The 25511-nt window shown below is 72.4% G+C and carries 23 protein-coding genes; 13 read left to right on the top strand and 10 right to left on the bottom strand.

Annotated elements, in window-relative coordinates; all coding sequences use genetic code 11:
* Position 1: 1 nt before the first annotated feature.
* Positions 2 to 931 (top strand): LysR family transcriptional regulator, encoded by a 930-nt coding sequence (locus ACZ7MF_RS25065; protein WP_471479897.1) that lies wholly within the window; start codon positions 2 to 4, stop codon positions 929 to 931.
* Here ACZ7MF_RS25065 and ACZ7MF_RS25060 read toward each other — a convergent pair.
* From ACZ7MF_RS25060 to ACZ7MF_RS25050, 3 genes are all read right to left on the bottom strand, one after another.
* On the bottom strand, positions 880 to 1623 hold the full coding sequence (locus ACZ7MF_RS25060; RefSeq protein WP_471479895.1) for an SDR family oxidoreductase: 744 nt from the start codon (positions 1621 to 1623) through the stop codon (positions 880 to 882). The genes ACZ7MF_RS25065 and ACZ7MF_RS25060 overlap by 52 nt on opposite strands.
* Before the next feature lie 77 nt (positions 1624 to 1700).
* On the bottom strand, positions 1701 to 2468 hold the full coding sequence (locus tag ACZ7MF_RS25055; RefSeq protein WP_471479893.1) for an SDR family oxidoreductase: 768 nt from the start codon (positions 2466 to 2468) through the stop codon (positions 1701 to 1703).
* A 133-nt stretch (positions 2469 to 2601) separates the two neighbouring features.
* The gene (locus ACZ7MF_RS25050; RefSeq protein WP_471480124.1) at positions 2602 to 3207 is read right to left on the bottom strand and encodes an NADPH-dependent FMN reductase; all 606 of its coding nucleotides are present in this window, start codon (positions 3205 to 3207) and stop codon (positions 2602 to 2604) included.
* A 173-nt stretch (positions 3208 to 3380) separates the two neighbouring features.
* Between ACZ7MF_RS25050 and ACZ7MF_RS25045 the strand changes: the two genes are divergently transcribed.
* Positions 3381 to 3923: a hypothetical protein gene (locus tag ACZ7MF_RS25045; protein WP_471479891.1), complete on the top strand. Its 543-nt coding sequence runs from the start codon at positions 3381 to 3383 to the stop codon at positions 3921 to 3923.
* A gap of 118 nt (positions 3924 to 4041) precedes the next feature.
* On the top strand, positions 4042 to 4674 hold the full coding sequence (locus ACZ7MF_RS25040; protein WP_356860593.1) for a class F sortase: 633 nt from the start codon (positions 4042 to 4044) through the stop codon (positions 4672 to 4674).
* Here ACZ7MF_RS25040 and ACZ7MF_RS25035 read toward each other — a convergent pair.
* On the bottom strand, positions 4612 to 5001 hold the full coding sequence (locus ACZ7MF_RS25035; RefSeq protein ID WP_356860595.1) for a winged helix-turn-helix transcriptional regulator: 390 nt from the start codon (positions 4999 to 5001) through the stop codon (positions 4612 to 4614). The two genes, ACZ7MF_RS25040 and ACZ7MF_RS25035, sit on opposite strands and share 63 nt — an antisense overlap.
* 107 nt (positions 5002 to 5108) lie before the next feature.
* Between ACZ7MF_RS25035 and ACZ7MF_RS25030 the strand changes: the two genes are divergently transcribed.
* Positions 5109 to 6017: an NAD(P)-dependent oxidoreductase gene (locus tag ACZ7MF_RS25030; protein ID WP_471479888.1), complete on the top strand. Its 909-nt coding sequence runs from the start codon at positions 5109 to 5111 to the stop codon at positions 6015 to 6017.
* On the opposite strand, the gene ACZ7MF_RS25025 is transcribed toward ACZ7MF_RS25030, so the two are convergent.
* A complete protein-coding gene (locus ACZ7MF_RS25025) occupies positions 6018 to 6800 on the bottom strand; it encodes a sulfite exporter TauE/SafE family protein (protein WP_398318003.1) in 783 nt (260 codons plus the stop codon).
* A 60-nt stretch (positions 6801 to 6860) separates the two neighbouring features.
* A complete protein-coding gene (locus tag ACZ7MF_RS25020) occupies positions 6861 to 7418 on the bottom strand; it encodes a TetR/AcrR family transcriptional regulator (protein WP_471479886.1) in 558 nt (185 codons plus the stop codon).
* Between the two features lie 133 nt (positions 7419 to 7551).
* On the opposite strand from ACZ7MF_RS25020, the gene ACZ7MF_RS25015 reads away from it, so the two are divergent.
* The 6 genes from ACZ7MF_RS25015 to ACZ7MF_RS24990 all read left to right on the top strand — a co-directional run bounded on the left by ACZ7MF_RS25015 (position 7552) and on the right by ACZ7MF_RS24990 (position 14671).
* Positions 7552 to 8835 carry an MFS transporter gene (locus ACZ7MF_RS25015; RefSeq protein WP_471479884.1) on the top strand — a complete coding sequence of 428 codons (1284 nt, stop codon included), beginning with the start codon at positions 7552 to 7554 and terminating at the stop codon, positions 8833 to 8835.
* A 141-nt stretch (positions 8836 to 8976) separates the two neighbouring features.
* Complete coding sequence (locus ACZ7MF_RS25010; RefSeq protein ID WP_471479882.1) at positions 8977 to 10209, top strand: NAD(P)/FAD-dependent oxidoreductase; 1233 nt, start codon at positions 8977 to 8979, stop codon at positions 10207 to 10209.
* A complete protein-coding gene (gene nirB / locus ACZ7MF_RS25005; RefSeq protein ID WP_471479880.1) occupies positions 10209 to 12821 on the top strand; it encodes a nitrite reductase large subunit NirB in 2613 nt (870 codons plus the stop codon). The genes ACZ7MF_RS25010 and nirB overlap by 1 nt, the downstream gene beginning before the upstream one ends.
* On the top strand, positions 12818 to 13192 hold the full coding sequence (gene nirD, locus ACZ7MF_RS25000) for a nitrite reductase small subunit NirD (protein ID WP_471479878.1): 375 nt from the start codon (positions 12818 to 12820) through the stop codon (positions 13190 to 13192). The genes nirB and nirD overlap by 4 nt, the downstream gene beginning before the upstream one ends.
* Positions 13193 to 13240: 48 nt before the next feature.
* Positions 13241 to 13825, top strand: a complete 585-nt coding sequence (locus ACZ7MF_RS24995; protein WP_471479876.1) for a TetR/AcrR family transcriptional regulator — start codon at positions 13241 to 13243, stop codon at positions 13823 to 13825.
* 78 nt (positions 13826 to 13903) lie between these two features.
* Positions 13904 to 14671: an SDR family NAD(P)-dependent oxidoreductase gene (locus ACZ7MF_RS24990; RefSeq protein ID WP_471479874.1), complete on the top strand. Its 768-nt coding sequence runs from the start codon at positions 13904 to 13906 to the stop codon at positions 14669 to 14671.
* A 25-nt stretch (positions 14672 to 14696) separates the two neighbouring features.
* On the opposite strand, the gene ACZ7MF_RS24985 is transcribed toward ACZ7MF_RS24990, so the two are convergent.
* Positions 14697 to 15629 carry an oxidoreductase gene (locus ACZ7MF_RS24985; RefSeq protein ID WP_471479872.1) on the bottom strand — a complete coding sequence of 311 codons (933 nt, stop codon included), beginning with the start codon at positions 15627 to 15629 and terminating at the stop codon, positions 14697 to 14699.
* 183 nt (positions 15630 to 15812) lie between these two features.
* Here ACZ7MF_RS24985 and ACZ7MF_RS24980 point away from each other — a divergent pair, with 183 nt between their 5' ends.
* Entirely contained in the window at positions 15813 to 16268 is a 456-nt protein-coding gene (locus ACZ7MF_RS24980) for an excalibur calcium-binding domain-containing protein (protein WP_471479870.1), read from the top strand.
* 55 nt (positions 16269 to 16323) lie between these two features.
* Here the strand turns inward: ACZ7MF_RS24980 and ACZ7MF_RS24975 are convergent, their stop codons facing one another.
* Positions 16324 to 17532: an acyltransferase family protein gene (locus ACZ7MF_RS24975; protein WP_471479868.1), complete on the bottom strand. Its 1209-nt coding sequence runs from the start codon at positions 17530 to 17532 to the stop codon at positions 16324 to 16326.
* Between the two features lie 226 nt (positions 17533 to 17758).
* Positions 17759 to 20488 carry a pyruvate, phosphate dikinase gene (ppdK, locus tag ACZ7MF_RS24970; protein WP_471479866.1) on the bottom strand — a complete coding sequence of 910 codons (2730 nt, stop codon included), beginning with the start codon at positions 20486 to 20488 and terminating at the stop codon, positions 17759 to 17761.
* 482 nt (positions 20489 to 20970) lie between these two features.
* Between ppdK and ACZ7MF_RS24965 the strand changes: the two genes are divergently transcribed.
* The gene (locus ACZ7MF_RS24965) at positions 20971 to 22761 is read left to right on the top strand and encodes an alkaline phosphatase family protein (RefSeq protein ID WP_471479864.1); all 1791 of its coding nucleotides are present in this window, start codon (positions 20971 to 20973) and stop codon (positions 22759 to 22761) included.
* Between the two features lie 16 nt (positions 22762 to 22777).
* On the opposite strand, the gene dusB is transcribed toward ACZ7MF_RS24965, so the two are convergent.
* Positions 22778 to 23944 carry a tRNA dihydrouridine synthase DusB gene (gene dusB, locus ACZ7MF_RS24960; protein WP_471479862.1) on the bottom strand — a complete coding sequence of 389 codons (1167 nt, stop codon included), beginning with the start codon at positions 23942 to 23944 and terminating at the stop codon, positions 22778 to 22780.
* Positions 23945 to 24052: 108 nt separating this feature from the next.
* Between dusB and ACZ7MF_RS24955 the strand changes: the two genes are divergently transcribed.
* On the top strand, positions 24053 to 25498 hold the full coding sequence (locus ACZ7MF_RS24955; protein WP_471479860.1) for an MFS transporter: 1446 nt from the start codon (positions 24053 to 24055) through the stop codon (positions 25496 to 25498).
* Positions 25499 to 25511: the final 13 nt, after the last annotated feature.

Genomic DNA, 25511 nt, shown 5'->3' with positions numbered 1-25511 from the left:
GATGAGCCTGAGGCAGTTCGAGTACGCCCTGGCCGTCGCCGAGGAGGGCTCGGTGACGGCCGCGGCCGAGGCGCTGCGCGTCGCCCAGCCCTCGGTGTCCCAGCAGATCCGCGGGCTGGAGCGGGACCTCGGCGTGGAGCTGTTCTCCCGCACCCCGACCGGTCTGGTGCCCACCGTGGCCGGCCGCGCCTTCCTGCGGGACGCGGAGATCGCGGTGAACGCGGCGCGCCGGGCGCGGGCGACGGCGCGGGCCGGCTCCGAGGAGCTGGCGGGCGAGCTGGTCGTCGCGGTGCAGATGGGCCTGGGCGCCCGGCAGCTGCCGGGCGCCCTGAGCGCGCTGCGCCGCCGCTTCCCGCGCCTGGAGGTCACCGTCTTCGAGGAGCCGAACCCCACCGAGCTGGAGCGGCTGGCCCGCGGCGGCGTGCTGGACCTCGCCATCATGGCCGGACCGTGCGAGGAGGGCCTGTACGACGGCCACCACCTCGGCGACGAGGAGTTCGTCGTGGTGCTGGCGGCCGGACACCCGCAGCTCGCCGCGGACCGGGTCGCGCTGCGGGACCTGGAGCACGAGCCGTGGGTGCGCTTCGATCCCGCCAGCGCGCTCGACGGCGTCCTGGTGGAGGTGCTGCGGGAGAACGGGCTGGCCCCGACCACCGTCGCCCGCCTCTCCCAGACCGCGACGGCCGTGCGCTGGGCCGCCCACGGGCTCGGGGTGACGTTCGTCCCGGCCTCCGCGGTGCCCCCCGGTCACGAGCACCTGGTGCGCCCGGTGTCCCCGGCCGTGTCCCAGCCCGTCGTCGCCGCGGTCCGGCCCGGCGCGGGCCCGGCGGAGACGGCGCTGCTGGAGTTCCTGCGCCAGGAGACCTGGTACCGGTTCGCTCAGAGCTGGGTGGCCCCGCCGTCCACGGCCAGCTCGGCGCCGGTCGTGTAGGTCGCGTCGAAGGCGAGGAAGGCCGCTGCCCGGGCGATCTCCTCGGGGGTGCCGAAGCGCCGCATGGGGTTGTCCGCGACCCGTTCCGCCTTGAACCGCTCGGCCTCCTCGGCGGTCATCGCCGCGTCCAGGGCTCCCGTGTCGACGGGTCCCGGACTGACCGCGTTGACCCGGATGCCGCGGGGCAGCAGCTCACGGGAGAAGCTGCGGGCCATCGAGCGCAGCGCCGCCTTCCCGGCCGCGTAGACGCTGGTGTCCGCCATGCCGATGACATTGGCGACCGAGGTGGTGAGGACGACGCCGGCGCCCGTGTTCAGCAGCGGGGCGAGCCTCTGCACGGTGAACCAGGCGCCCTTGACGTTGATCGCGAACAGCTCGTCGTAGGCCTCCTCGGTCGTCGAGTCGAGCGGCGTGAGGGTCGCGATACCGGCGTTGACGAACAGGGCGTCGACCGTGCCCAGTTCGGCCTTCACGCGGTCGGTGAGGGCGTCCAGGTCCGGCAGCGCGGCCACGTCGCCCCGGACGGCCACCGCGTTCTCGCCGAGCCGCTCCCGCGCGGCGTCGAGCGTGGCCTGCGAACGGCCGGTGATCACGACGCGGGCCCCGTCGGCCACCAGCAGTTCCGCCATCGCGAGACCCATTCCACTGCCGCCACCCGTGATCACGGCATTCTTATTGCTGTACCTACCCATTTCCGGATCCCTTTTCCGCAGGCTTTCCAGCTTCACTTTTTTTCAGCTGCACTTTTCCAGCTCCACCCCTTTGGGGGTCAGCCCCTGGGATATTCCCCGCCGTCCACCGCGAGGCTGGTTCCGGTCACCCAGCCCGCGCGGTCGGACACCAGGAACAGCACCGCGTGGGCGATGTCGTCGGGCAGGCCGTCGCGCCCCAGCGGGGCGGTGCCGCTCGGGGCCGGTCCGGCGTCGAGACGCGCCCAGTGCTCCCGGGTCTCCTCTCCGCCGGGGGTGGAGGTCCGGCCGGGACTGACGGTGTTGACCCGGACGCCGGAGGGGGCCAGCGTCGCGGCCAGTCCGGCGCTGTAGTTGTCCAGCGCCGCCTTCGCCGCCTGGTAGTGCAGGAACGGGGGTGCGGGGGGAGCGACCGCGGCGGAGGAGATGTGCACGATCGCCCCCGAGCGCCGTTCCCGCATGCCCGGTACCAGCAGCGAGTTCAGCCGGACCGAGGCGAGGAGGTTGAGGTGCAGGGTGTCCAGCCACTCCTCGTCGGGGATGACCAGGCCGTCCTTGTGGGGCCGTGCCCCGCCCGCGTTGTGGACCAGGATGTCCACCCCGCCGAGCGCCTCGTGCGCGGCCCCGGCGAGCGCCTGTGCCCCGGCGAGGGTCCGCACGTCCGCCTGCACGAAGCGCGCCCCCTCCGGCGCCGGGACCGTCGCCGACCTGGCGGTCGTCACCACCTCGGCGCCGGCGTCCAGGAGCCCGCGGACGATCGCCGCTCCGATTCCGCGCGTGCCGCCGGTGACCAGGGCCCGCTTTCCTACGAGTTCCTTATTCTCCGACGCGTTTTCCTGCACGGCCATGGCATTTTCCCTTTCGCCTTCGCATGATGACTCCCACACGGTAGGTCCGGAAATCGAAGGGAGGCAAAGACGAAATTGCAGCGGCTGCCATAGGAAGCTCCTATGGCAGCCGCTGCGGTGTTTCCGTGACGTCTCACGCGCCGTCGTAGGGCCGCTTCTCCTTCGCCTCCCGCAGGGCCCGGCCCCACCACACCAGCTGGTCGAGCATCGTCTTGGCCGCCGCGTCCGGCCCTGACGGGTCCCTGAGCCTGCCCTCGTCGTCGAAGGACGCGCCCGCGTTGTGGAAGGAGACGGTGTCGCGGACGGTGACGGCGTGGAGTTCGGCGAAGACCTGGCGCAGGTGCTCGGCGGCCCGCAGGCCGCCGGCCAGACCGCCGTAGGAGACCAGGCCGACGGGCTTGGCCCGCCACTCGGTGAAGTGCCAGTCGATGACGTTCTTCAGACCCGCCGGGAACGAGTGGTTGTACTCGGGGGTCAGCACGACGAACGCGTCGGCCTCCGCCAGTTTCGGGGTGATCTCCGCCAGTGCGGCGGTCGCTTCCGGGGTCGGGGCGAAGGTCGTGGGCAGCTCGGTCCCGGCGACGTCCACCACCTCGGGGACCAGGTCGTCGTGGGCCCGGAGGTGGTCCAGGAGCCAGTCGGCGACGACGGGGCCGAAGCGGCCGTGGCGGTTGCTTCCGACGAGCAGGGTGACGCGGAGCGGTGCGGTCGTGGTGTTCACGGTGGTCGTGCTGGTCATGGTGTCCATGCGGGAGAGCCTCGTACCTCAAGTTTGCTCAAGGTCAAGCCGCCTCGCTCCCGGGCCCGTTCGGAGGCACCGTCACCCGTTCACACCCGCCCGGGGAGCGGGCCCGGGCCGGTGCCACTTTCCTCAGTAGGGCAGGGGCCACCGAAGAGCTCAAAGGAGCACCGATGCGACGTACCGCCCGCCTGCTGACCGGTACCGCGCTCGCCGCCGCGGCCGTCGGTCTGACCACCGCGGCCACCGCGGCCCCGGTGTACGCCGGGGATAGCGTCGCCACCGGCGGCCTGACGGTGTATCCGTCCTCGGTCGTGCCGGGCGACCGGGCCGTGGTGACGACCGCGGTGTGCGGAGAGGGCGGCTCGGCGGCGGGTGACGCCAGCGCGGTCGGCGCGGGCGCGTTCCCGCTGGCGCCGGGCACCGGCGAGGGCGGGGCGACGGGTCACTTCGAGGTGCCGCCGAGCGCCCAGCCGGGGACGTACGAGATCGTCGCGACCTGCGGGGACGACGAGCGGCGGGTGACGGGCGACCTGGTGGTCACGCTGACCTCGGCCGCCGAGCAGGTGTACCCCAGAGGAAGCGTGAAGACGGGGGTCGGCGGCGCTCTTGGCCCCGATCCCGTGCAGACCGCGGCCGGCGTGGCGGCTCTCGCCGTCGCCGCCGCGGGCGGTACCTGGCTCCTGCATCGCCGGGCGAGAGGCGACGGGATCTGACGGGCACCCTCCGCTGCCCGTCCGCCGGTACCGCACTTCCCCACCCCCTCCGGGTCCGACGCCCCTCGCGGCCCGGAGGGGGCCGGGGGTCCCAGGGATCCGAGGGAGAGGGGACGTCATGCGCAGGGTCAAGGACACCGCGATAGCGGCCGTCACCGCGGTCGCCCTCTGTTCGGGGGCGTGGCTGCTGCTCGGCGGCGACCGCACCGACGCCCCGCCGCAGCCGTCGGCCGCGCAGGCCCGCACCACCGGCCAGGCCGACCGGGGTGACCGGGGCGCCGCGGCACCGGCGCTGCCGCCCTCCCCGCCGGACCGCGTCCGCATCCCGGCGATCGGCGTGGACGCCCCGCTGACCGGCCTGGGCCTGACCGGCACCGGCAGCCTGGACGTGCCGCCCGCCGAGCAGAAGAACCTCGCCGGCTGGTACGAGGCGGGCACCACCCCGGGCGAGAAGGGCACCGCGATCGTCGCCGGGCACGTCGACAACGCCGAGGGGCCCGCCGTCTTCTACCGCCTCGGCGCCCTGAAGAAGGGCTCGGCGATCGAGATCGACCGGCGCGACGGCGGCGTCGCCGTCTTCACCGTGGACGCGGTGGAGGTCTACGCCGCCGACGCCTTCCCCGACGAGAAGGTCTACGGCGCCGCCGACCGCCCCGAACTGCGCGTCATCACCTGCGGCGGCCCCTACTCACGCAGTACCGGCTACCAGGGCAACGTGGTCGTCTTCGCCCACCTCACCGGGAGCCGGTGACGCGTTCAGCACGTGCGCCTTCCCCCACGCGCCGAGCGGCACCAGCGCCTCGTTGAGCGCGACGCCCCGGGCGGTCAGCGAGTACTCGACGCGGGGCGGCACCTCGCCGTACTCCTCGCGGTGCACGATGCCGTCGGCCTCCAGCTCCCGCAGCTGCGCGGCGAGCACCTTCTCGGTGACGCCCGGCAGTGCCCGGCGCAGCGCGCCGAAGCGGTACATGCCCTCGCCGAGGGCCCAGAGGATCAGTACCTTCCATTTCCCGCCGATCACGTCGATCGCCGCGTCGACCCCGCAGTGGTACGCCCCCGGCCGCCGTGCCGTCCCCATACCCGTCACCCCGTCCCTGCCCGCTGCCTGCACGCTTCCGCCGGGGTAACCACCCACTCCGAAGTACGTACTTGAGCGGTCACCGGCCCCGTCGGAACCTGATCACCATGACTGACAAGACACCCGCCGCCCGTATTCCGCTCACCGTCCTCGGCACCGGCGCCATGGGCACCGCCCTGACCCGCGCCTGGCTCGCCGCCGGCCATCCCGTGACCGTCTGGAACCGCACCCCGGCCCGCGCCGGGGCCCTCGCCGCCGAGGGGGCGACGGTCGCCGCGAGCGCCGGTGAGGCGGTGGCCGCGAGCCGCCTGGTGATCGTCTGCCTGCTCGACGACGCCTCGGTCGGCAAGGCCCTGGACGGGGCCGGGCTGACCGGGCGGGACCTGGTGAACCTCACCACCGGGACGCCCGCCGAGGGCCGCGCCCGCGCCGATTGGGCGCAGGAACGCGGAGCCCGCTTCCTGGACGGCGGGATCATGGCCGTACCGCCGATGATCGGGTCTCCCGACTCCGGCGGATACATCCTCTACAGCGGCTCCGCCGAGCTGTTCGACGAGCACCGGGACGCACTCGCCGTGCCGGCCGGTACGCGCTACGTCGGTACGGACCCGGGATTCGCGGCGCTGCACGACGTGGCGCTGCTGAGCGCGATGTACGGCATGTTCGCGGGCATGGCGCACGCCTTCGCCCTGATCGGCCCGGAGGACATCGCCCCGGAGGACTTCGCACCGCTGCTGGTGTCCTGGCTCGGCGCGATGTCCGGCTCGGCTCACCGGGCGGCCGGGCAACTGGCGAGCGGCGACTACGGCAAGGACGTCGTCTCCAACCTGGCGATGCAGGTGGCGGGGAGCGCGACCCTGCTGCGCACGGCGGAGGAGCAGGGGGTGAGCGCGGAGCTGCTGACGCCGTACCTGACCCTGATGGAGCGACGGCTCGCCGAGGGGCACGGGCAGGAGGACACGACCGGGGTGGTGGAGCTGCTGAGCCTGCGCCGGGCGGCGACGGACCGTGCCTGACTAGGCCACCCACTGCTCCCACGCCAGGTTCACCACGAGCGCGAAGACCACCGTCAGCAGGACGACGCGGACGAAGCCGCTGCCCTTCTTGAGGGCGGTGTGGGCGCCGAACATGCCGCCGGCCAGGTTGAAGGCGGCCATCAGGACGGCCAACTGCCACAGCACCGCGCCCTGCCAGGCGAAGGTGGCGAGGGCGCCCGCGTTGGTGCAGCAGTTGACGATCTTGGCGGTGGCGGAGGCGGTCACCAGGTCCAGGTGGAGCAGGGCGGTGAGGGCCAGGACCAGGAAGGTTCCGGTGCCGGGGCCGATCAGACCGTCGTAGAAGCCGATGCCGAGGCCCGCCAGACCGATCGCGGCGAGGATCTGGCGGCGGGTGGCCGGGCCGGTGGCGGGCGCGGTGCCGAAGGCGGGGCGGAAGATCACGAAGGCGGCGACCGCGAGCAGCACCACCATGATCACCGGTTTCAGGACCTCGGTGCTCATCCCGGCGGCGAAGAAGGCACCGCCCGAGGACCCGGCCAGCGCCGCGAGGCCGATGCGTACGGCGGTGCGCACGTCCACCGGCGCCTTGCGGGCGTAGGTCACCGCCGCGCCGGTGGTGCCGACGATGGCGACCGCCTTGTTGGTGCCGAGCGCGTGCGCGGCCGGGGTGCCGGAGGGCAGGCCGAGCAGGAGCGCGGGCAGGAGCAGGAGGCCGCCGCCGCCGACCACGGCGTCGATCCAGCCGGCCGCGAGTGCGGCGAGGCAGAGCAGGACGACCGTGGTCAGCGATATGTCGGGCATGATCGCGACCCTATGGACGGGATGGATGTGCCGTCCATCAAGATGAGGGACTTCTGAGGTTCACGCCCCGGCGTCGACGACGGCACGGACGACGGCGGCGACCTCCTCGCGCTCGGTGGGCCGCGGGTCGACGGAGTTGTGGATGGAGAATCCCTCGACCAGCGCGTCCAGGGCCCGTGCGGTGAGCGGGTCGAAGTGCCTGGCCAGGGAGGACCGGCTGGCCTGCATCCAGGAGCGCATGACGGCGCGCACCTCGGGATTGCGGGTGGCGAAGGCGTAGAGCTCGTAGCTGAGCAGGAGGTTGCGGTCGGTCCCCCAGACCTTGCCGCAGATGATCTCGACGACCGCCTCCTCGGCCTCCTGGCGGGTCCGCGCGGCCTCCAGAAGGGCGCCGTATCGAGTGGAGACGGTCTCCGCGAGCCGGGTGAACGCGTCGGTCAGCAGGTGCTGCATGTCGTCGAAGTAGTAGGTGAGCGACCCGAGCGGCACGCCCGCCGCCTCCGCGATCTTGCGGAAGGTCACCTTGATGGCGCCGTGCTCCGCGACGACGTCGAGCGCGGCGTCGAGGATGCGTTCGCGGCGCCGGGGGTCGTTGGGGCCACGAGTGCTGCCTGTCATCGCCGTTGTCCGCCTTGTCTGCTCGGTCTACTCGGTCTGCTCGGTCGTCTCGGTCTTCTCGGTCTTCTCGGTCGCCGATCCGGTGTGTACATTTGTGCATACTCGGTGGGTGGCGCGGGATCGTCGCCCGCCCGTGACTCATTGTCTCCAACACCGGCGGAGCCCTTCCTTGACAGACCGTGCCGTGCGCCGTCGCCGCCGGGCGCTGTACCTCTTCTTCTTCCTCAACGGCATCGCCATGTCCTCATGGATCACGCGCACCCCGGACGTCCGTGACGGTCTGGGCGTGTCCACGGGGCAGATGGGGCTGGTGCTGTTCGGTCTGTCCGTCGGCTCGATGGCCGGCATCCTCTGCTCCGGCCGTTTCGTGTCGCGGTTCGGGACCAGACCCGTGACGGCGTTCGGCACCCTGTTCGTCGTCGCGAGCGTGGTCGTGGTGGGCGCGGGCAGCGCCCTCGGCTCCGCGCCCCTGGTCACCGCGGGGCTGTGCCTGTTCGGCGTGGGGGTCGGGTCGGGCGAGGTGGCGATCAACGTGGACGGTGCCGACGTGGAGAGGATCACCGGCAGGGCGGTGCTGCCCACCCTGCACGGGTGCTTCAGCCTGGGCACCGTCATCGGCGGCCTGGCCGGCATGGCGGCCACCGCCGCGGCGTTCCCCGCCCACTGGCACCTCCTGGCGGTGGCCGCGGTGACGGCCGCGATCTTCGGGTACGCCATCGGTGCCGTCCCGGCCGGGACCGGCGTCCGTGCCGCGGCGCCCGCCTCGGACTCCGCGCGGCCCGCGGGCCCGCAGGTGTGGAAGGACCGGCGGCTCCTGATGATCGGGGTCATCGTCCTGGCCATGGCTCTGGCCGAGGGCGCCGCCAACGACTGGCTGCCGCTGCTCATGGTCGACGGCCACGGTCTCGACGCCGCCGTCGGCTCGCTCGTCTTCGTGGGGTTCGCCGCCGCGATGACCCTGGGCCGCTTCGGCGGCACGTTCTTCCTCAATCGGTACAGCCGGGCAACCGTCGTGCGGGCCAGCGCGGTCTCCGGGGCCATCGGTCTGTGCCTGGTCATCTTCTCCGACAACGCCGTCGTGGCCGCGGCGGCCGTACTGTTCTGGGGACTGGGCGCGTCCCTGGGCTTTCCGGTGGCCCTGTCGGCGGCGGGCGACTCGGGGCCCGACGAGACCGCCCGGGTCGGCCTGGTGGCGACGATCGGCTACATCGCGTTCCTGGTGGGACCGCCCACCCTCGGCTTCCTGGGCGATCACTACGGACTGCGTCCGGCGATGGTCGTGGTCCTGGCGTTCGTCGCCACGGCCGTTCTGGCGGCCCCTGCCGCCGGTACCCGCGCCTCCCGTCACCGCACGTCCGAAACCGGCGTCGGCGCCGAACTCGCCGTGGAGCGGCCGGGGCAGCGCACCGAGGGGTGACCGGGTGACCGGCGCACGTCGTCGGCGGCGGCTGCTGCCGGAGCCCCTCACACGGGCCGGCCGGCCCCGCTGAGGGCAGCGTTCCCCGTGGGAAACAGAAGGGATGCCACCGGGTAACACCCGCACCGCACGCTCGATGCCATGACCTCGAATACGCGTGTGGTGGTGATCGGCGCCGGACTCGCGGGCGTGACGCTCGCCCGGCGGCTCGGTGAGCTGGGCACGCCCGCGCTGACGGTCGGCGACGAGGAGCACCGCCCGTACAACCGGGTACTGCTCGCCGAGGTGCTGGCCGGACGGTACGGCGCCGAGGTGATCGCCCTGCCGGCGCCCGCCGGGCTGCTGCGCGGCCGGGTCACCGGCATCGACCGGGCCGGGCGGACCGTGCGCTGCGCCGACGGGTCCGTGATCGCCTACGACACGCTGGTCCTGGCCACCGGCTCCAACGCCGTGCTGCCGCCCCTGCGCGGCCTGTTCACCCCGGACCACGTGCTGCCCGAGGGCGTACACGCGTTCCGGACGATGGACGACTGTCTCGGGTTGTCGAAGGCGGTACGGCCGGGGGTGCGGGCCGTCGTGATCGGCGGCGGGCTGCTCGGCGTGTCCGCCGCCCGTGCGCTGGCCGTGCGCGGCGCCCAGGTCGTCCTCGCCCAGCAGTCCGAGCGGCTGATGGAGCGACAGCTCGACCCGGCGGCCTCCGCACTGGTCCGGCGCCACCTGGAGGGGCTCGGCGTGGAGGTGCACACCGAGTGCCGGGTACGGGACGTGCGCAGCGTCGGCGGGGCGGTGCGGTCGGTGGAGATGGGCGACGGGTACGCCCTCGGCGCCGACCTGGTGGTGCTCGCCTGCGGGGTCCGGCCGCGGGTCGGGCTGGCGCGGGAGGCGGGGCTGGCGGTCGGCAAGGGCGTCCTCGTCGACGACGAGCTGCGCACCTCCGACCCGCACATCCGCGCGATCGGCGACTGCGCCCAGCACGCGGACCGCGTGTACGGCCTGGCCGCGCCCGCCCTCGAACAGGCCGGGGTGCTGGCCGAACTGCTCGCGCAGGACGGGACCGCCGCCCGGCACTACACCGGCACCCGCGCACTGACCCGGCTCACCCTCACCGGGGCGGACAGCCCCTTCGACCCCCTCGACCTCGCCGCGTTCGGCGAGACCGACCCCCGCCCCGGCGACGACGTCGTGCAGCTCGCCGACGCCACCCGGGGCACCTACCGCAAGGTCGTCGTCCGCGACGACCGGCTGGTGGGCGGGGTCCTGGTCGGCGAACTCGGCACCGTCGGCGCGCTGGCGCGCGCCTGGGAGGGAGCAGAGCCGCTCCCCTCCGACGGCGGCCCCCTGCTCCACCTGCTCACCCAAGACGGAGGCTCCTGATGACCGCCACCCCGGGGAACCCCCCGACGATCGTGCTGGTCGGCCACGGCATGGTCGGCCAGCGCTTCCTGGAGGCCCTCGCCGAGCGCGGCCTGACCGGCACGCACCGCGTGGTCGTCCTGTGCGAGGAGCCGCGCCCCGCCTACGACCGCGTCCGGCTCACCTCGTACTTCTCGGGGAAGTCCCCCGAGGACCTGTCGATGACCGACCTCGCTTTCCTCGACGAGCACGGCATCGAGCTGCGCGTCGGGGACCCGGCACAGACGGTCGACCGGGAGGCGCGCAAGGTGACCGCCCGCTCCGGGCTGGTCGTCGAGTACGACGTCCTCGTCCTGGCCACCGGCTCCTACCCGTTCGTCCCGCCGGTGCCCGGCAAGGACGCCGAGGGCTGCTTCGTCTACCGCACGATCGAGGACCTCCTCGCCATCGAGGCGTACGCGAAGAACGCGACGACCGGTGCCGTGGTCGGCGGCGGGCTGCTCGGCCTGGAGGCCGCCGGTGCGCTCAAGGGGCTCGGACTCACCTCGCACATCGTGGAGTTCGCGCCCCGCCTGATGCCCGTGCAGGTCGACGAGGGCGGCGGCGCGGCGCTGCTGCGCACCATCGAGGAGATGGGCCTGTCCGTCCACACGGGCGTCGGCACCCAGGAGATCGTGACCGGCGAGGACGGCGCCGTCACCGGCATGAAGCTGTCCGACGGGTCCGAACTCGCCACCGATCTGGTGGTGTTCAGCGCCGGTGTCCGGCCCCGCGACCAGCTCGCCCGGGACTGCGGTCTCGCGGTCGGCGAGCGCGGCGGCATCAGCGTCGACGAGCGGTGCCGGACGGTCACCGACGAGCGCGTGTTCGCGATCGGCGAGTGCGCGCTGGCCGCCGACGGGCGGGTGTACGGGCTGGTGGCGCCCGGGTACGAGCAGGCCGAGACGGCGGCCGCCACGATCGCCGCCCAGGAGGCGTCCTTCACGGGCGCCGACCTGTCCACCAAGCTGAAGCTGCTCGGCGTGGACGTGGCCTCCTTCGGCGACGCGCACGGCACCGCCGAGGACTGCCTGGACGTCGTCTACTCCGACTCCCGCGCGGGCCTGTACAAGAAGCTGGTCGTCGCCCGCGACGGCACGCTGCTGGGCGGCATCCTGGTCGGCGACGCGGAGGCGTACGGCACCCTGCGCGCCTTCACCGGCTCGGTCCCGCCCGTCTCCCCCGAGTCGCTCGTACTGCCCGCCGGTGCCGGTGCCCCGGACCGGCTGGGCCCGGCCGCGCTGCCCGACGACGCGGTGATCTGCTCCTGCCACAACGTCACCAAGGGCACCATCCGGGGCGCCGTGACGGAGCACTCCTGCACGACCGTGCCCGAGGTGAAGAAGTGCACCAGGGCCGGTACCGGCTGCGGCTCCTGCGTCAAGGTGCTCGGCCAGCTGGTCACCGCGGAGCTGGAGGCGAGCGGCGTCGAGGTCGACAAGGGCCTGTGCGGCTGCTTCGCACAGACCCGCGAGGAGCTGTACGAGATCGTCGGCGCCCTGCGGATCACCTCCTACCGTGAGCTGCTCGACCGGCACGGCCGGGAGGGCGCGCGGGGCGGTGAGGGCTGCGAGGTGTGCAAGCCGGCGGTCGGCTCGATCATCGCCTCCCTCGCCCCGGCGATCGGCGCGAGCGGCTACGTCCTGGCGGGCGAGCAGGCCGCGCTCCAGGACACCAACGACCACTTCCTGGCCAACCTCCAGCGCAACGGCTCCTACTCCGTCGTGCCGCGCATCCCGGGCGGCGAGATCGCGCCGGAGAAGCTGATCGTCATCGGCGAGATCGCCCGGGACTTCGGGCTCTACACGAAGATCACCGGCGGTCAGCGCATCGACATGTTCGGCGCCCGCGTCGAGCAGCTGCCGCTGATCTGGGCGCGGCTGGTGGACGCCGGTTTCGAGTCGGGGCACGCGTACGGCAAGTCGCTGCGCACGGTGAAGTCCTGCGTGGGCCAGACCTGGTGCCGCTACGGCGTCCAGGACTCGGTGCGGATGGCGATCGACCTGGAACTGCGCTACCGGGGCCTGCGCTCCCCGCACAAGCTGAAGTCGGCGGTCTCCGGGTGCGCCCGCGAGTGCGCCGAGGCCCAGTCGAAGGACTTCGGCGTGATCGCCACCTCCAACGGCTGGAACCTGTACGTCGGCGGCAACGGCGGGGCCACCCCGCGCCACGCGGACCTGCTCGCGCAGGACCTCTCGGACGCCGAACTGGTCCGCCTGATCGACCGGTTCCTGATGTTCTACATCCGCACCGCCGACAAGCTGGAGCGCACCTCCACCTGGCTGGAGCGCATCCCGGGCGGCCTGGACCACGTACGGGACGTCGTCGTGCACGACTCGCTCGGCATCTGCGACGAGCTGGAGTCCCTGATGCGGGCCCACGTCGCGCACTACCGCGACGAGTGGGCCGAGACGATCAACGACCCGGAGAAGCTGGCCCGGTTCGTGTCCTTCGTGAACGCCCCCGACACCCCCGATCCGGTCGTCGGCTTCGTGCCCGAACGCGACCAGATGAAGCCCGACCTGCCGCTGCTGGACATCGGCCGGCGGCCCACCTCCGCGGACGACCTCCTGGAAGGAAGCACCCGGCGATGACCCTGGCACCCGAGACCCTCGCCCCCGACACGACCGGCCTGAAGGTCCGGCTGCGGCTGACCGACGACTGGTTCACCGCCTGCGACCTCGGCGCCCTGCTCCCCGGCCGGGGGGTGGCGGCCCTGCTGCCCGACGGCGGCCAGGTGGCCCTGTTCCGGGACCGGGACGGCGCGCTGTACGCCATCGACAACCGGGACCCCTTCACCGGCGCGGCCGTCCTCTCCCGCGGTCTGACCGGCACCCACCGGGGCCGCCCGTTCGTGGCCTCCCCGCTGCTCAAGCAGCGCTTCGACCTCGCGACCGGGGAGTGCCTGGACGACGAGGCGATGCGGGTGGAGACCTATCAGGTGAAGGCCGTCAAGGCGGCCTGAGCCAGGTTTTCTTGACCGATCGTTTCAGATGGTTCTAGGCTGCGGATCGTGGCCAGGACCAAGGAGTTCGATCCGGACGCCGCGCTGCGGGCAGCCCTGGAGCTGTTCTGGCGGCGCGGCTACGAGGCGACGTCGATGACCGACCTCGTCGAGCACCTCGGCGTCGGGCGCGCCAGCATCTACGCGACCTTCGGCAACAAGCGCGAGCTGTACCTGAAGGCGCTGGCGCGCTACGAGCAGGGGCTGCTCCCGGACCTGTTGGCGGACCTGTCCCGGCCGGGCCCGGCCCTGCCGGGCGTGCGCGCCCTGGTGCGGCGCTATGCCGCCGAGGCGAGTGCCGACGACTCGCGCCTGCACGGCTGTTTCGTCACCAACACCGCCGCCGAGCTGGCCCCGCACGACGCGGTCGCCGCCCGGCGGGTCGAGCGCAACTGGGACCAGCTGGAGACCGTGCTGCACACCTCGCTGGCCCGGGCCCGCGCCGAGGGCGAACTGCCCGCCGGGCGCGATCCGCTGACGCTCGCCCGGATGCTGCTGGTGCTGCTCCAGGGCATGCGGGTGGTCGGCAAGGCGTCGCCGGACCCCGCCAGGGTGCGGGACGCGGCGGAACAGGCGCTCGCGCTGCTCGACTGAGACCGGCACGCCCCCTCTCCGGAGGGGTGTTCCCACGGCCACATACTGAACCGATCGGTCAAGAAAAAGGGGAGATTCATGACCAGCCAGCGCTTCACCGGCAGGACCGCCCTCGTCACCGGCGCGGGCTCCGGCATCGGACGGGCCGTCGCCCTGGCCCTGGCCGCCGAGGGCGCGCACGTCGTCGTCGCCGGGCGCGCACGGGGGCCGCTCGACGAGACGGCGGCCCTGATCGAGGGGGCGGGCGGCAAGGCGCTGGCCGTCGCCGCCGACGTCACCCGGCGCGAGGACGTGGACGCCCTGGTGGCCGCCACCGTGGACCATTTCGGCTCCCTCGACGTGGCCGTGAACAACGCGGGCGTCTTCCGCGGCGGGGTGCCCGTCGCGGACCTGTCCGAGGAGGACTGGCACACGCAGCTCGACATCAACGTCACCGGCGTGTTCCTCGCCCTGCGCGCCGAGGTCCGGCACATGCGCACCCAGCCGGGCGGCGGCACGATCGTGAACATCGCCTCCACCTTCGGGGCGCACAAGCGCAGTCCGGGCGCCACGGCCTACGCGGCGACCAAGGCGGCCGTCTCGGTCCTCACCCGGGGCGCCGCTCTGGACCACATCGGGGACGGTGTCCGCATCAATGCCGTCAGCCCGGGCGCCACGGCGACCTCGATGTCCCTGCGGCCGGGCGAGACGGAGGCGGGGCGGGCCGAGCGGATGCGCGAGGAGACGCCGCTGGGCCGGGTGTCGGCGGTGGCGGAGGTCGCGGCGGCCGTGCTGTACCTGGCCTCCGACGACGCGGCGTCGGTGGTGGGGACCGACCTGGTGGTGGACGGCGGCCAGACGGCCTGAGCGCCTGGGGCCGCCCCGGCGCCCCTCAGGGCAGCAGTGCCTCGTAGATGACGCCCGTCAGCCGTTCGGAGGCCGCCCACAGCCGCTCCCCCGCCGCGTCGTCGGTGGTCCAGGACGCCCGCCAGGACGGTGCGGGCGTCCCGCGCCACATCGCGAAGGACGGGCCGGTGAAGGAGTCGGAGGGGACGCCGGGCGCCGTCGCCGCGTACAGGACGGGCAGCGCGCCGTCCTCGGCGGACTGGGCGACGACCCGGCCCGCGAGCCGCACCATCCGCTCGGCGATCCGGCGCCCCTCGGCGCGCGGGCCGGCCATCGGCAGGCCGGTCTCGGCGTATCCGGGATGGGCGGCGACTGCGCGGACGTCCGAGGCGCCCTCCCGTGCCGCGAGCCGGCGCGCCAGCTCGTGGGTGAAGAGCAGGTTGGCGGACTTCGAGCGGGCGTACGCCGTCCAGCGCCCGTACCGCCGCACGCTGTTCAGGTCCCGCGGGTCGACCCTGGCCAGCGCGTGCAGGAAGCTGGAGACGGTCACGATCCGGGCGCCGGGCGCGGCCAGCAGGGAGGGCAGCAGCAGCCCGGTGAGCGCGAAGTGCCCCAGGTGGTTGACACCGAACTGGGTCTCGAAGCCGTCCGCCGTCGTGCCGTGCGGCAGCGCCATCACCCCGGCGTTGTTGACGAGGAGATCGACCCGCTCGTACGGCAGTCCGTAGGCGAACTCCCGGACCGAGGCCAGGTCCCCGAGGTCCAGCCGCGCCGGTTCCACGACGGCGGCGGGCACCTCGCCCAGGAGGCGCTCCACGGCCGCGCTCCCCCGCTCCTCGCTGCGGCAGGCGAGCACGACGGACGCGCCCTTGCGCGCCAGCTCCCGGGCGATCACGTAGCCGAGGCCGCCGTTGGCCCCGGTGACGACGGCGACGCGCCCGTCCAGGTCGGGGATGTCACCCGTGCTCCAGCCGGTCATCCGCGGCTCCTTCCCCGGTCCTGACCCGTCTCACCGTACGCGCCCGGCGGCCCTGAGCGGAGAGCTACCGTCCGGTCACGTCACGTTCTCATCACGAGTCCTTCATATCCCCACCACATCTTGGTCACCTCAATAGCTTCGTCACCTCATATCCGCTCTTCCACACCATTCCCGGGACTCTCGATGAAGCTGCTCCGCAAGCCCGCCGCCGTCACCGTCGCCGCCCTGGCCCTGGCCGCCCTGCCGGCCGCCGCCGCCCAGGCACACGACGGCACCCACCCGTTCAAGAACTGCTCCGAGGCGTACGAGAACGGCTACTCCAACATCAAGGAGGGTGACGAGCACTACGGCGAGCACCTGGACCGCGACAAGGACGGCGTCGGCTGCGACAAGCCGCCGGCCGGCTTCGTGCCCGCCGACGACAAGGACACCGGCGCCAAGGACACGGACGACGCGGCGGGCGCCGGGAGCGGGGAGAGCGGCGGCACCGAGGCCGCCGGGCAGCAGGGCACCGACCTGGCCGAGACCGGCGGCGACGACAGCACCCCGTACCTGGCGGCGGGCGGCGCGGTCGTCGTGCTCGCGGGCGGCGGACTGCTGCTGGCCGCGCGCCGCCGCCGGAGCGACGGCGCGGCCTGAACCGCCCCGCGCCCCCGGCCGGCCCCACGTCGTGCGCTCCTGGAGCCCCGTCCGTTCAGCGGCGGGGCTCCGGCGCCTTGAGGCTGAACGCGGCGCTGCGCAGCCAGCGCCGTGCGGCCCGGGCCACCGGGCGCTCGACGAACCGCTGCACCACGTAGGACAGCGCGACCAGGGCGGCGACGGTGACGCAGACCACGACCCACGGGTGGGCCCGGTCGCCGAAGTGGTGCATGACGTTGACACCGATGGCGTCGTGCAGCAGGTACAGCGGGAAGGTCAGCGTGCCCGCGACGGTCAGTCCGCGCCAGCGGATGCGGCTGGTCCAGCCGAGCGCCACGGCGGCGACCAGCAGGAAGAACACCGTGATGATCAGAACCAGCCAGCCGCGCCCGGGCTGCCACACGTCCCAGTCCAGACGGCCGCCGCCGGGCGTCAGCAGGTAGTGCAGCGCGAGCAGCCACGACATGGCGACGATGCCCCACAGCAGCGGGGTGGGGCGGTAGCGGTACATCAGGTAGAAGGCCATGCCCGCGATGAAGTAGGGCGCGGACGGCGGGTTCACCAGCAGGGTGAGCAGGTGGATGTCGGCGCCGGGGGCCAGCACGGCGGCGACCGTCCACAGGCCGCAGTAGATCACTACCCGCTGGTACGTCAGGCCCTTCCACACCACGACCGCGAAGGTGAGGTAGAAGCACAGCTCGGGCCAGAGCGTCCAGTAGACGGAGTCCAGGTTCTCCACGCCCAGCGGCGTCTGGAGCATCGTCAGGTTGGCGAAGATCACGCGCGGGTGCGGCTGCCCGAACGGGTCACCGGCGAAGTAGATCACGCAGGCCGTGATCGCGATGGCCACCCAGTACATGGGGTACAGCCGGGTGACGCGGGAGATGAAGAAGTCGCGCGGGGTGCGGCCCCACGCGCTCATGCAGATGACGAACCCGCTGATCAGGAAGAAGAGTTCGACGCCGAGCCGGCCGTAGGCGAAGTAGCTCTGGGCCTCGGGGAAGACGCTGTCGACGGGGCGGCCCCACATGGTCTGCATCGTGGAGGGCACCTGACCGACGAAGTGGAAGAAGACCACGGACAGGGCCGCCAGGAACCGCAGACCGTCCAGGGCGGCGAGCCGGTTCCGGGCCACGGGGGGCCCGGCCTCGGGGACTCTCTCCGCCGCGCCGGTCCGGGGGCTGGGCACCTTCCCCGCCGCTCTGTCCCCGCTCCCGTCCCGGTGGGCCGTACCGGCCGGTTCCCTGTGATCCGTCTGGGTCATCCAACCACCGTTCCGGGTGTCGGCCGCTGTCCGCTGCCAGGGCCCTCCGAGTCTGCTGACAGCTTGCTGCTGCTCAGCGGACAGGAATTCACACCGTTGCACGTGTCACAAAAGGCGGCACCCCCGCACGGGTGCCGCCTTTTCTCGTGGACCGGAGCCGCCGCCGATCGGTGAGGGTGGTCGGGTGACAGACGGCGGCTCCGGGGCCTTCGACCCCTTTCCGGGGTTACCGGTGGTCGCTGCCCTTCGACCGCGACGCCGCCCGGCCGGCCTCCAGGCGGGCCACCGGGATCCGGAACGGGGAGCAGGAGACGTAGTCCAGACCCACCTCGTGGAAGAAGTGGACGGACTCCGGGTCACCGCCGTGCTCGCCGCAGACGCCGAGCTTCAGGTCGGGACGCGTGGCGCGGCCGGCCTTCGCGGCGGCGGCGACCAGGGAGCCGACGCCGTCCCTGTCGATGGTCTCGAAGGGGGAGACGCCGAAGATGCCCTTCTCCAGGTAGGCCGTGAAGAAGCTGGCCTCGACGTCGTCGCGGCTGAAGCCCCACACGGTCTGGGTCAGGTCGTTGGTGCCGAAGGAGAAGAACTCCGCGGCCTCGGCGATCTGCCCGGCGGTCAGCGCGGCGCGCGGCAGCTCGATCATCGTGCCGATCGACAGCTTGAGCTTCGCGCCGGTGGCGGCCTCGACCTCGGCGATGACCTGGTCGGCCTCCTCGCGGACGATCTCCAGCTCCTGGACGGTGCCGACCAGCGGGATCATGATCTCGGCGCGCGGGTCGCCCTTGGCCGCCTTGCGTTCGGCCGCGGCCTCGGCGATGGCGCGGACCTGCATGGTGAACAGGCCGGGGATGACCAGGCCGAGGCGGACACCGCGCAGGCCAAGCATCGGGTTCTGCTCGTGCAGCCGGTGCACGGCCTGGAGCAGGCGCAGCTCGTTCTCGTGCGGCTCCTGCCGGGACTCGGCGAGCGCGACGCGCACCGACAGCTCGGTGATGTCGGGCAGGAACTCGTGCAGCGGCGGGTCCAGGAGGCGGACGGTGACCGGGAGGCCGTCCATCGACTCGAAGAGCTGGACGAAGTCCTGCTTCTGGAGCGGCAGCAGCTCCTTGAGGGACTCCTCGCGCACCGCCTCGGTGTCGGCGAGGATCAGCCGCTCCACCAGCTCGCGCCGGTCGCCGAGGAACATGTGCTCGGTGCGGCACAGGCCGATGCCCTGGGCGCCGAACCGGCGGGCGCGCAGCGCGTCCTCGGCGTTGTCGGCGTTGGCCCGCACCCGCAGCCGGCGCTTGCGGTCGGCGAAGGCCATGATCCGGTGCACGGCCTCGACCAGCTCGTCGGCGTCCTCGGCGCCCGCGTGCATGCGGCCCTCGAAGTACTCGACGACCGGGGAGGGCACGACCGGCACCTCACCGAGGTAGACCTTGCCGGAGGAGCCGTCGATGGAGATCACGTCGCCCTCCTCGACGACGTGCCCGCCCGGCACGGTCATCCGGCGGCGCTTGGTGTCGACCTCCAGCTCCTCCGCGCCGCAGACACAGGTCTTGCCCATGCCGCGCGCGACCACCGCCGCGTGGGAGGTCTTGCCGCCGCGCGAGGTCAGGATGCCCTCGGCGGCGATCATGCCGTCCAGGTCGTCGGGGTTGGTCTCGCGGCGGACCAGGATGACCTTCTCGCCGGACCGGGACCACTTGACGGCGGTGTACGAGTCGAAGACGGCCTTGCCGACCGCCGCGCCCGGCGAGGCGGCGATGCCCCGGCCGACCTTCTCGACCTTCGCCTCGTCGTCGAAGCGGGGGAACATCAGCTGGGCGAGCTGGGCGCCGTTGACCCGCTGGAGGGCCTCGGCCTCGTCGATCAGGCCCTGGTCGACGAGCTGGGTGGCGATGCGGAACGCGGCGCCCGCGGTGCGCTTGCCGACGCGGGTCTGGAGCATCCACAGCTGGCCGCGCTCGATGGTGAACTCGATGTCGCACAGGTCCAGGTAGTGGTTCTCCAGCGTCTCCATGATCTGCATCAGCTGGTCGTACGACTTCTTGTCGATCCGCTCCAGCTCCGCCAGCGCGACGGTGTTGCGGATGCCCGCGACGACATCCTCGCCCTGGGCGTTCTGGAGGTAGTCGCCGTAGACGCCCTGGTGGCCGCTCGCGGGGTCCCTCGTGAACGCGACACCCGTGCCGGAGTCGGGGCCGAGGTTGCCGAAGACCATGGAGCAGACGTTGACGGCGGTGCCGAGGTCGTGCGGGATGCGCTCCTGGCGGCGGTAGAGCTTGGCCCGCTCGCCGTTCCAGGACTCGAAGACCGCCTTGATGGCGAGGTCCATCTGCTCGCGCGGGTCCTGCGGGAAGTCCCGGCCGGCCTCGGTCTTGACGATCTTCTTGAACCTGGTGACGAGCTTCTTGAGGTCGGCGGCCTCCAGCTCGGTGTCGACCGCGACCTTCTTGGCCGCCTTCGCCGCCTCCAGCGCCTCCTCGAAGAGGTCGCCGTCGACGCCGAGGACGGTCTTGCCGAACATCTGGATCAGGCGGCGGTAGGAGTCCCACGCGAAGCGGTCGTCGCCGGCCTGCTTGGCCAGTCCCTGCACGGACTTGTCGGAGAGGCCGATGTTGAGGACGGTGTCCATCATGCCGGGCATGGAGAACTTGGCCCCGGAGCGGACCGACACGAGGAGGGGGTCGTCGGCCTGGCCGAGCTTCTTGCCCATCTTCGCTTCGAGGGCGTCGAGGTGCGCACTCACCTCGTCACGCAGTGCCGCGGGCTCCTCGCCGCTGTCGAGGTAGGTCTTGCAGGCCTCGGTGGTGATCGTGAAGCCGGGAGGAACCGGGAGACCCAGGTTGGTCATCTCGGCGAGGTTGGCGCCCTTGCCGCCGAGGAGGTCCTTGAGGTCCTTGTTGCCCTCGGTGAAGTCGTAAACGAACTTCGCTGCGTTCGCTACCTGGGGATCTTTGTTTTCCGACACGGGTCTCGACTCCTCGAGGACGCGGTGGCTGCCCTGACGGCGAGGAATGTACCCAGATCAAAGGCCTGTGGGTACGTCCACGTGTGCGTCATGCGCCTGTAACCACCCGTCCGCCAGCGGATCGAAAGTCAAGGCTTGGCAAGCGACCGACCGCTTGTGTTTTCACTTCTTGAACGCATGAACTCTCGTACGCCGAACTCTCCGCTCACCTGAGCGCCATTATCCACGTTTGAGTTCGCTCGATGAACGATCAACACATGGCACTCAGTGCCACACCTTGGAGAAGTGGAGCCGCCCAAGATCCGCTCATCTGAGCGCCACTCCTATCAGAGGTGGCGAGAATCACGCTCCCACACGCCGCCGGATTTCACCATGCGGACCCGTGAACGGACCGCCGGCGCCGGACGTACGAGAGTGCGGCGGGTCCCGGCCCCCTCGCCGGGGCCCGCCGTCCACCGGGTTTCGCACGGAAGGACCTTCGGGTGCCCGTCATCACGCCTTTTCGCCGGCTGCCACAGCCCCCCGACGACGCTCCCGACGACCCCGACACCCCTGGCACACCCGGGCCCGCCCCGCTGAAGGCGCTCACGGCCCTCCGGGCCCTCCTCGCCCACCGGCGTGCGTGGCGCACCCGGCACCCGCGCGCCGCCCTCGTCGTCCGCCGGGTCACCACGGCCCTTTCGGCCATTCTGATTCTCGGGGCGCTGCTGCTGCCCAACACCCTCGTCGCCGTGGAGCCCAACCGCTTCGCACGGATTCCGGTGGAGGCGGTCGTCGCGGCGGTGCTGCTGCTCTGCCTGCCCCGGGTGCCACGCCTGGTGGCGGCAGCGCTGTTCGGGACCGCCCTGGGCGCGCTGACCGTGCTGAACCTGCTCGACATGGGCTTCACCGAGTACCTGGGCCGGAACTTCAACCTCGTCCTGGACTGGGGCCTGCTCGACGACGCCCAGTCGTTCGTGGCGGACTCGATGGGCGGGGCGACGGCGGCCTGGGCCGCGGTGGGCGCCGCCGTGCTGGCGGGCTCGCTGCTGGTGCTCATGGCGCTGGCGGCGGTCCGGCTCGGCGAACTGCTCGCCGCGCACCGGGAGCGGGCGGCCCGGGGCGCGCTGATGGCGGCCACCGTGTGGATGACCTGCGCCTCACTGGGCCTGCAGACCTTCGGCGTGCCGGTGGCCACCACCAGTGCCTCCCGGGCGATGGAGGCGCAGGCGCACCGGGTCGTGGACACGCTGCGGGACGAGGCGGCCTTCGCGAAGGAGGCGAAGGCGGACCGCTTCGGCGCCACACCCGGCGCCGAGCTGGTGCCGGACCTGCGCGGCAAGGACATGGTCTTCACGTTCATCGAGAGCTACGGCCGCAGCGCGATCGAGGATCCCGTGATGGCACCGGGTGTCGACCGGACCCTGGACACGAGCACCGAGGCGCTGGCGAAGGCGGGCTTCCACGCCCGCAGCGGCTGGCTGACCTCGGCGACGTACGGCGGCAGCAGCTGGCTCGGCCACTCCACCTTCCTGTCCGGCCTGTGGGTGGACAACCAGCAGCGCTACCGCACCGTCACCGCCGGCGACCACCTCACCCTCACCAAGGCCTTCCGGAAGACCGGCGACTGGGACACGGTCGGGATCATGCCGGGGGTGCAGAAGGCCTGGCCGGAGGCGGACTGGCACGGGCTCGACAAGGTCTACGACGCGTTCGACATGGGCTACCGGGGGCCGAAGTTCAGCTGGTCGACGATGCCCGACCAGTACGCGCTCGAGGCCTTCCAGCGCCTGGAGCACGGCAGGAAGCGCGACAGGCCGCTGATGGCGGAGGTCATCCTCACCTCCAGCCACCAGCCCTGGGCGCCGATCCCGAGGATGGTCGGCTGGGACGAGGTCGGCGACGGGTCGGTGTACGACGGCATCGAGGCGGCGGGCGTGAAGGCGCCCGACATCATCACCGACTCCGCCCGCTCGAAGGAGGAGTACGGCAAGTCGATCCAGTACTCGGTCACCAGCCTCACCCAGTGGCTGGAGCGCTACGGCACCGACGACACCGTCCTCGTCTTCCTCGGCGACCACCAGCCGCTCGCCCGCGTCAGCGGGAACAGGGCCAGCCGGGACGTCCCGGTGTCGATCGTCGCCAAGGACCCGAAGGTGCTCGACGCGATCGACGGCTGGAACTGGACGGAGGGGCTGAAACCGGCGCACGACGCCCCGGTGTGGAAGATGAGTTCCTTCCGCGACCGCTTCCTGACGGCGTACGGCTCGACCCCGCACCCCACGAAGGGCTGACCGGGGCCGGGGGCCGTCAGCCGCCGGAGGTGTCCAGCTCGGCGTCCGCGCCGACGCCCGCGCAGTCGTACGGGTCCTTGAGCCAGCCGTCCGGCAGGACCACCCGGTTGTTGCCGGAGGTGCGGCCGCGGGGGCCGTCGGCTCCGGCGGGCCAGGGCTGGTCGAGGTCGAGTTCGTCGAGCCCGGCGCGCAGTGCCTCCAGGGAGGAGGTGATCGCGAGCCGCTTGCGCATCTCGGAGCCGACGGCGAAGCCCTTGAGGTACCAGGCGACGTGCTTGCGGAAGTCGATGACGCCGCGTGCCTCGTCGCCGATCCACTCCCCCAGCAGGGTCGCGTGCCGCACCATCACGTCGGCGACCTCGCGCAGGGTCGGCCGTACGAAGGCGTCGGTGCGGCCCTCGAAGGCCGCGACCAGGTCGGCGAAGAGCCACGGCCGTCCCAGGCAGCCGCGTCCGACCACCACGCCGTCGCAGCCGGTCTCCCGGACCATGCGCAGCGCGTCCTCGGCGGACCAGATGTCGCCGTTGCCGAGGACGGGGATCTCCGGGACGTGCTCCTTGAGGCGGGCGATGGCGTCCCAGTCGGCGGTGCCGCCGTAGTGCTGGGCGGTGGTGCGGCCGTGCAGGGCGATGGCGGTGACGCCCTCCTCGACGGCGATGCGGCCCGCATCGAGGTAGGTGAGGTGGTCGTCGTCGAGGCCCTTGCGCATCTTCATCGTGACGGGCAGGTCACCGGCGCCGGTGACGGCCTCACGGACGATGGCACGCAGCAGGTTCCGCTTGTACGGCAGCGCCGAGCCGCCGCCCTTGCGGGTCACCTTCGGCACCGGGCAGCCGAAGTTCAGGTCGATGTGGTCGGCGAGGCCCTCCTCCGCGATCATGCGGACGGCCTTGCCGACGGTCACCGGGTCGACGCCGTACAACTGGATCGAGCGCGGGGTCTCGGTCGCGTCGAAGTGGATCAGCTGCATGGTCTTCTCGTTGCGCTCGACCAGCGCCCGGGTGGTGATCATCTCGCTCACGAACAGGCCCTTGCCCCCGCTGAACTCACGGCACAGGGTGCGGAACGGCGCGTTGGTGATCCCGGCCATCGGCGCCAGCACCACGGGCGGCGCGACGGTGTGCGGGCCGATGCGCAACGGCGCGGCGGTGGCGTGGGGGGCGGACGTGGTGAGCGTGGGCATTCCCCCATTGTCACGCACGCGGGGCGGTGCCCGTCGCGCCCTGTGGACGAAGACCGTGCATCGGTCATTAGTTAGACGCACTATCGAAGTAGGCGTAGGCTGGAGTTCATGCCCGAGCTCACCCATCGCCGCCGCATGCTCGTGCTCGCCATCTGCTGCATGAGCCTGCTGATCGTGAGTATCGACAACACGATCCTCAACGTCGCCCTCCCCTCCATGCAGCGCGACCTGCACGCGAGCACGTCGGGCCTGCAGTGGGCCATCGACGCGTACACGCTGGTACTGGCCGCGCTGCTGATGCTGTCCGGCTCCACCGCCGACCGGATCGGCCGCAAGCGGGTCTTCATGACCGGCCTGGTGATCTTCACCCTCGGCTCGCTGCTGTGCTCGCTGGCCCCCGACCTGTCCTCGCTGATCGTCTTCCGGATGATGCAGGCGGTGGGCGGTTCGATGCTCAACCCGGTGGCGATGTCGATCATCACCAACACCTTCACCGACCCGCGCGAACGCGCCCGCGCGATCGGCGTCTGGGGTGCGGTGGTCGGCATCTCCATGGCCGCCGGTCCCCTGGTGGGCGGGGTGCTGGTGGAGTCGGTCGGCTGGCGCTCGATCTTCTGGGTCAATCTGCCGGTGGGCCTGGCTGCCCTCCTGCTCACCCTCCGCTTCGTCCCCGAGTCCCGCGCGCCGAAGGCCCGGCGCCCCGACCCGCTGGGCCAGCTGATGGTGATCGTGCTGTTCGCCTCCCTGACCTACGCGATCATCGAGGCGCCGAACGCCGGGTTCGTCACCGTGCTGCCCTTCGCGGTACTGGCGCTCGCCGCGCTGCTCGGTCTGCTTTTCCACGAGCCGCGTCGCGCCGACCCCCTCATCGAGCTGCGCTTCTTCCGGTCGGCGCCGTTCAGCGGGGCCACCGTCATAGCGATCAGTGCGTTCGCCGCACTGGGCGGCTTCCTGTTCCTGTCCACGCTGTATCTCCAGAACGTGCGCGGACTGAGCGCCCTGGAGGCCGGCCTGTGGATGCTGCCGATGGCCGTCCCGACCTTCCTGTGCGCCCCGCTCGCCGGCCGGCTGGTCGGCAGCCGGGGACCGCGCCTGCCCCTGCTGATCGCGGGCGGCGCGCTGACCGTGAGCGGGACGCTGTTCGCCGCCTTCGAGGCCGAGACCTCCGACGTCACGCTCTTCGTCGGCTACGTCCTGTTCGGCATCGGCTTCGGCTTCGTCAACGCGCCCATCACCAACACCGCGGTCTCCGGCATGCCCCGGGCCCAGGCCGGGGTCGCCGCGGCCGTCGCCTCCACCAGCCGCCAGCTGGGCCAGACCCTCGGCGTGGCGGTGGTCGGCGCGGTGCTGGCGGCGGGCGTGGGCGCGTCCTCGTACCGCGAGACCTTCGTCTCCGCCGCCCGCCCCGGCTGGTGGATCCTGGCCGCCTGCGGCCTCGCGGTCCTCGTCCTCGGCGCCGTCACGAGCGGCCGCTGGGCCCACCGCACGGCGGAGCGGACGGCGGAACGTCTGGAGTCGCCGGAGGTGCGGGAGGCGGTGCGGGCGGGGACGTGAGCGTCCCCCGCGG

The sequence above is a fragment of the Streptomyces sp. NPDC111628 genome, assembly GCF_055635195.1.
Note: the sequence above shows the minus strand (reverse complement) of the source record. Positions and strands in the feature narration are given on the sequence as shown.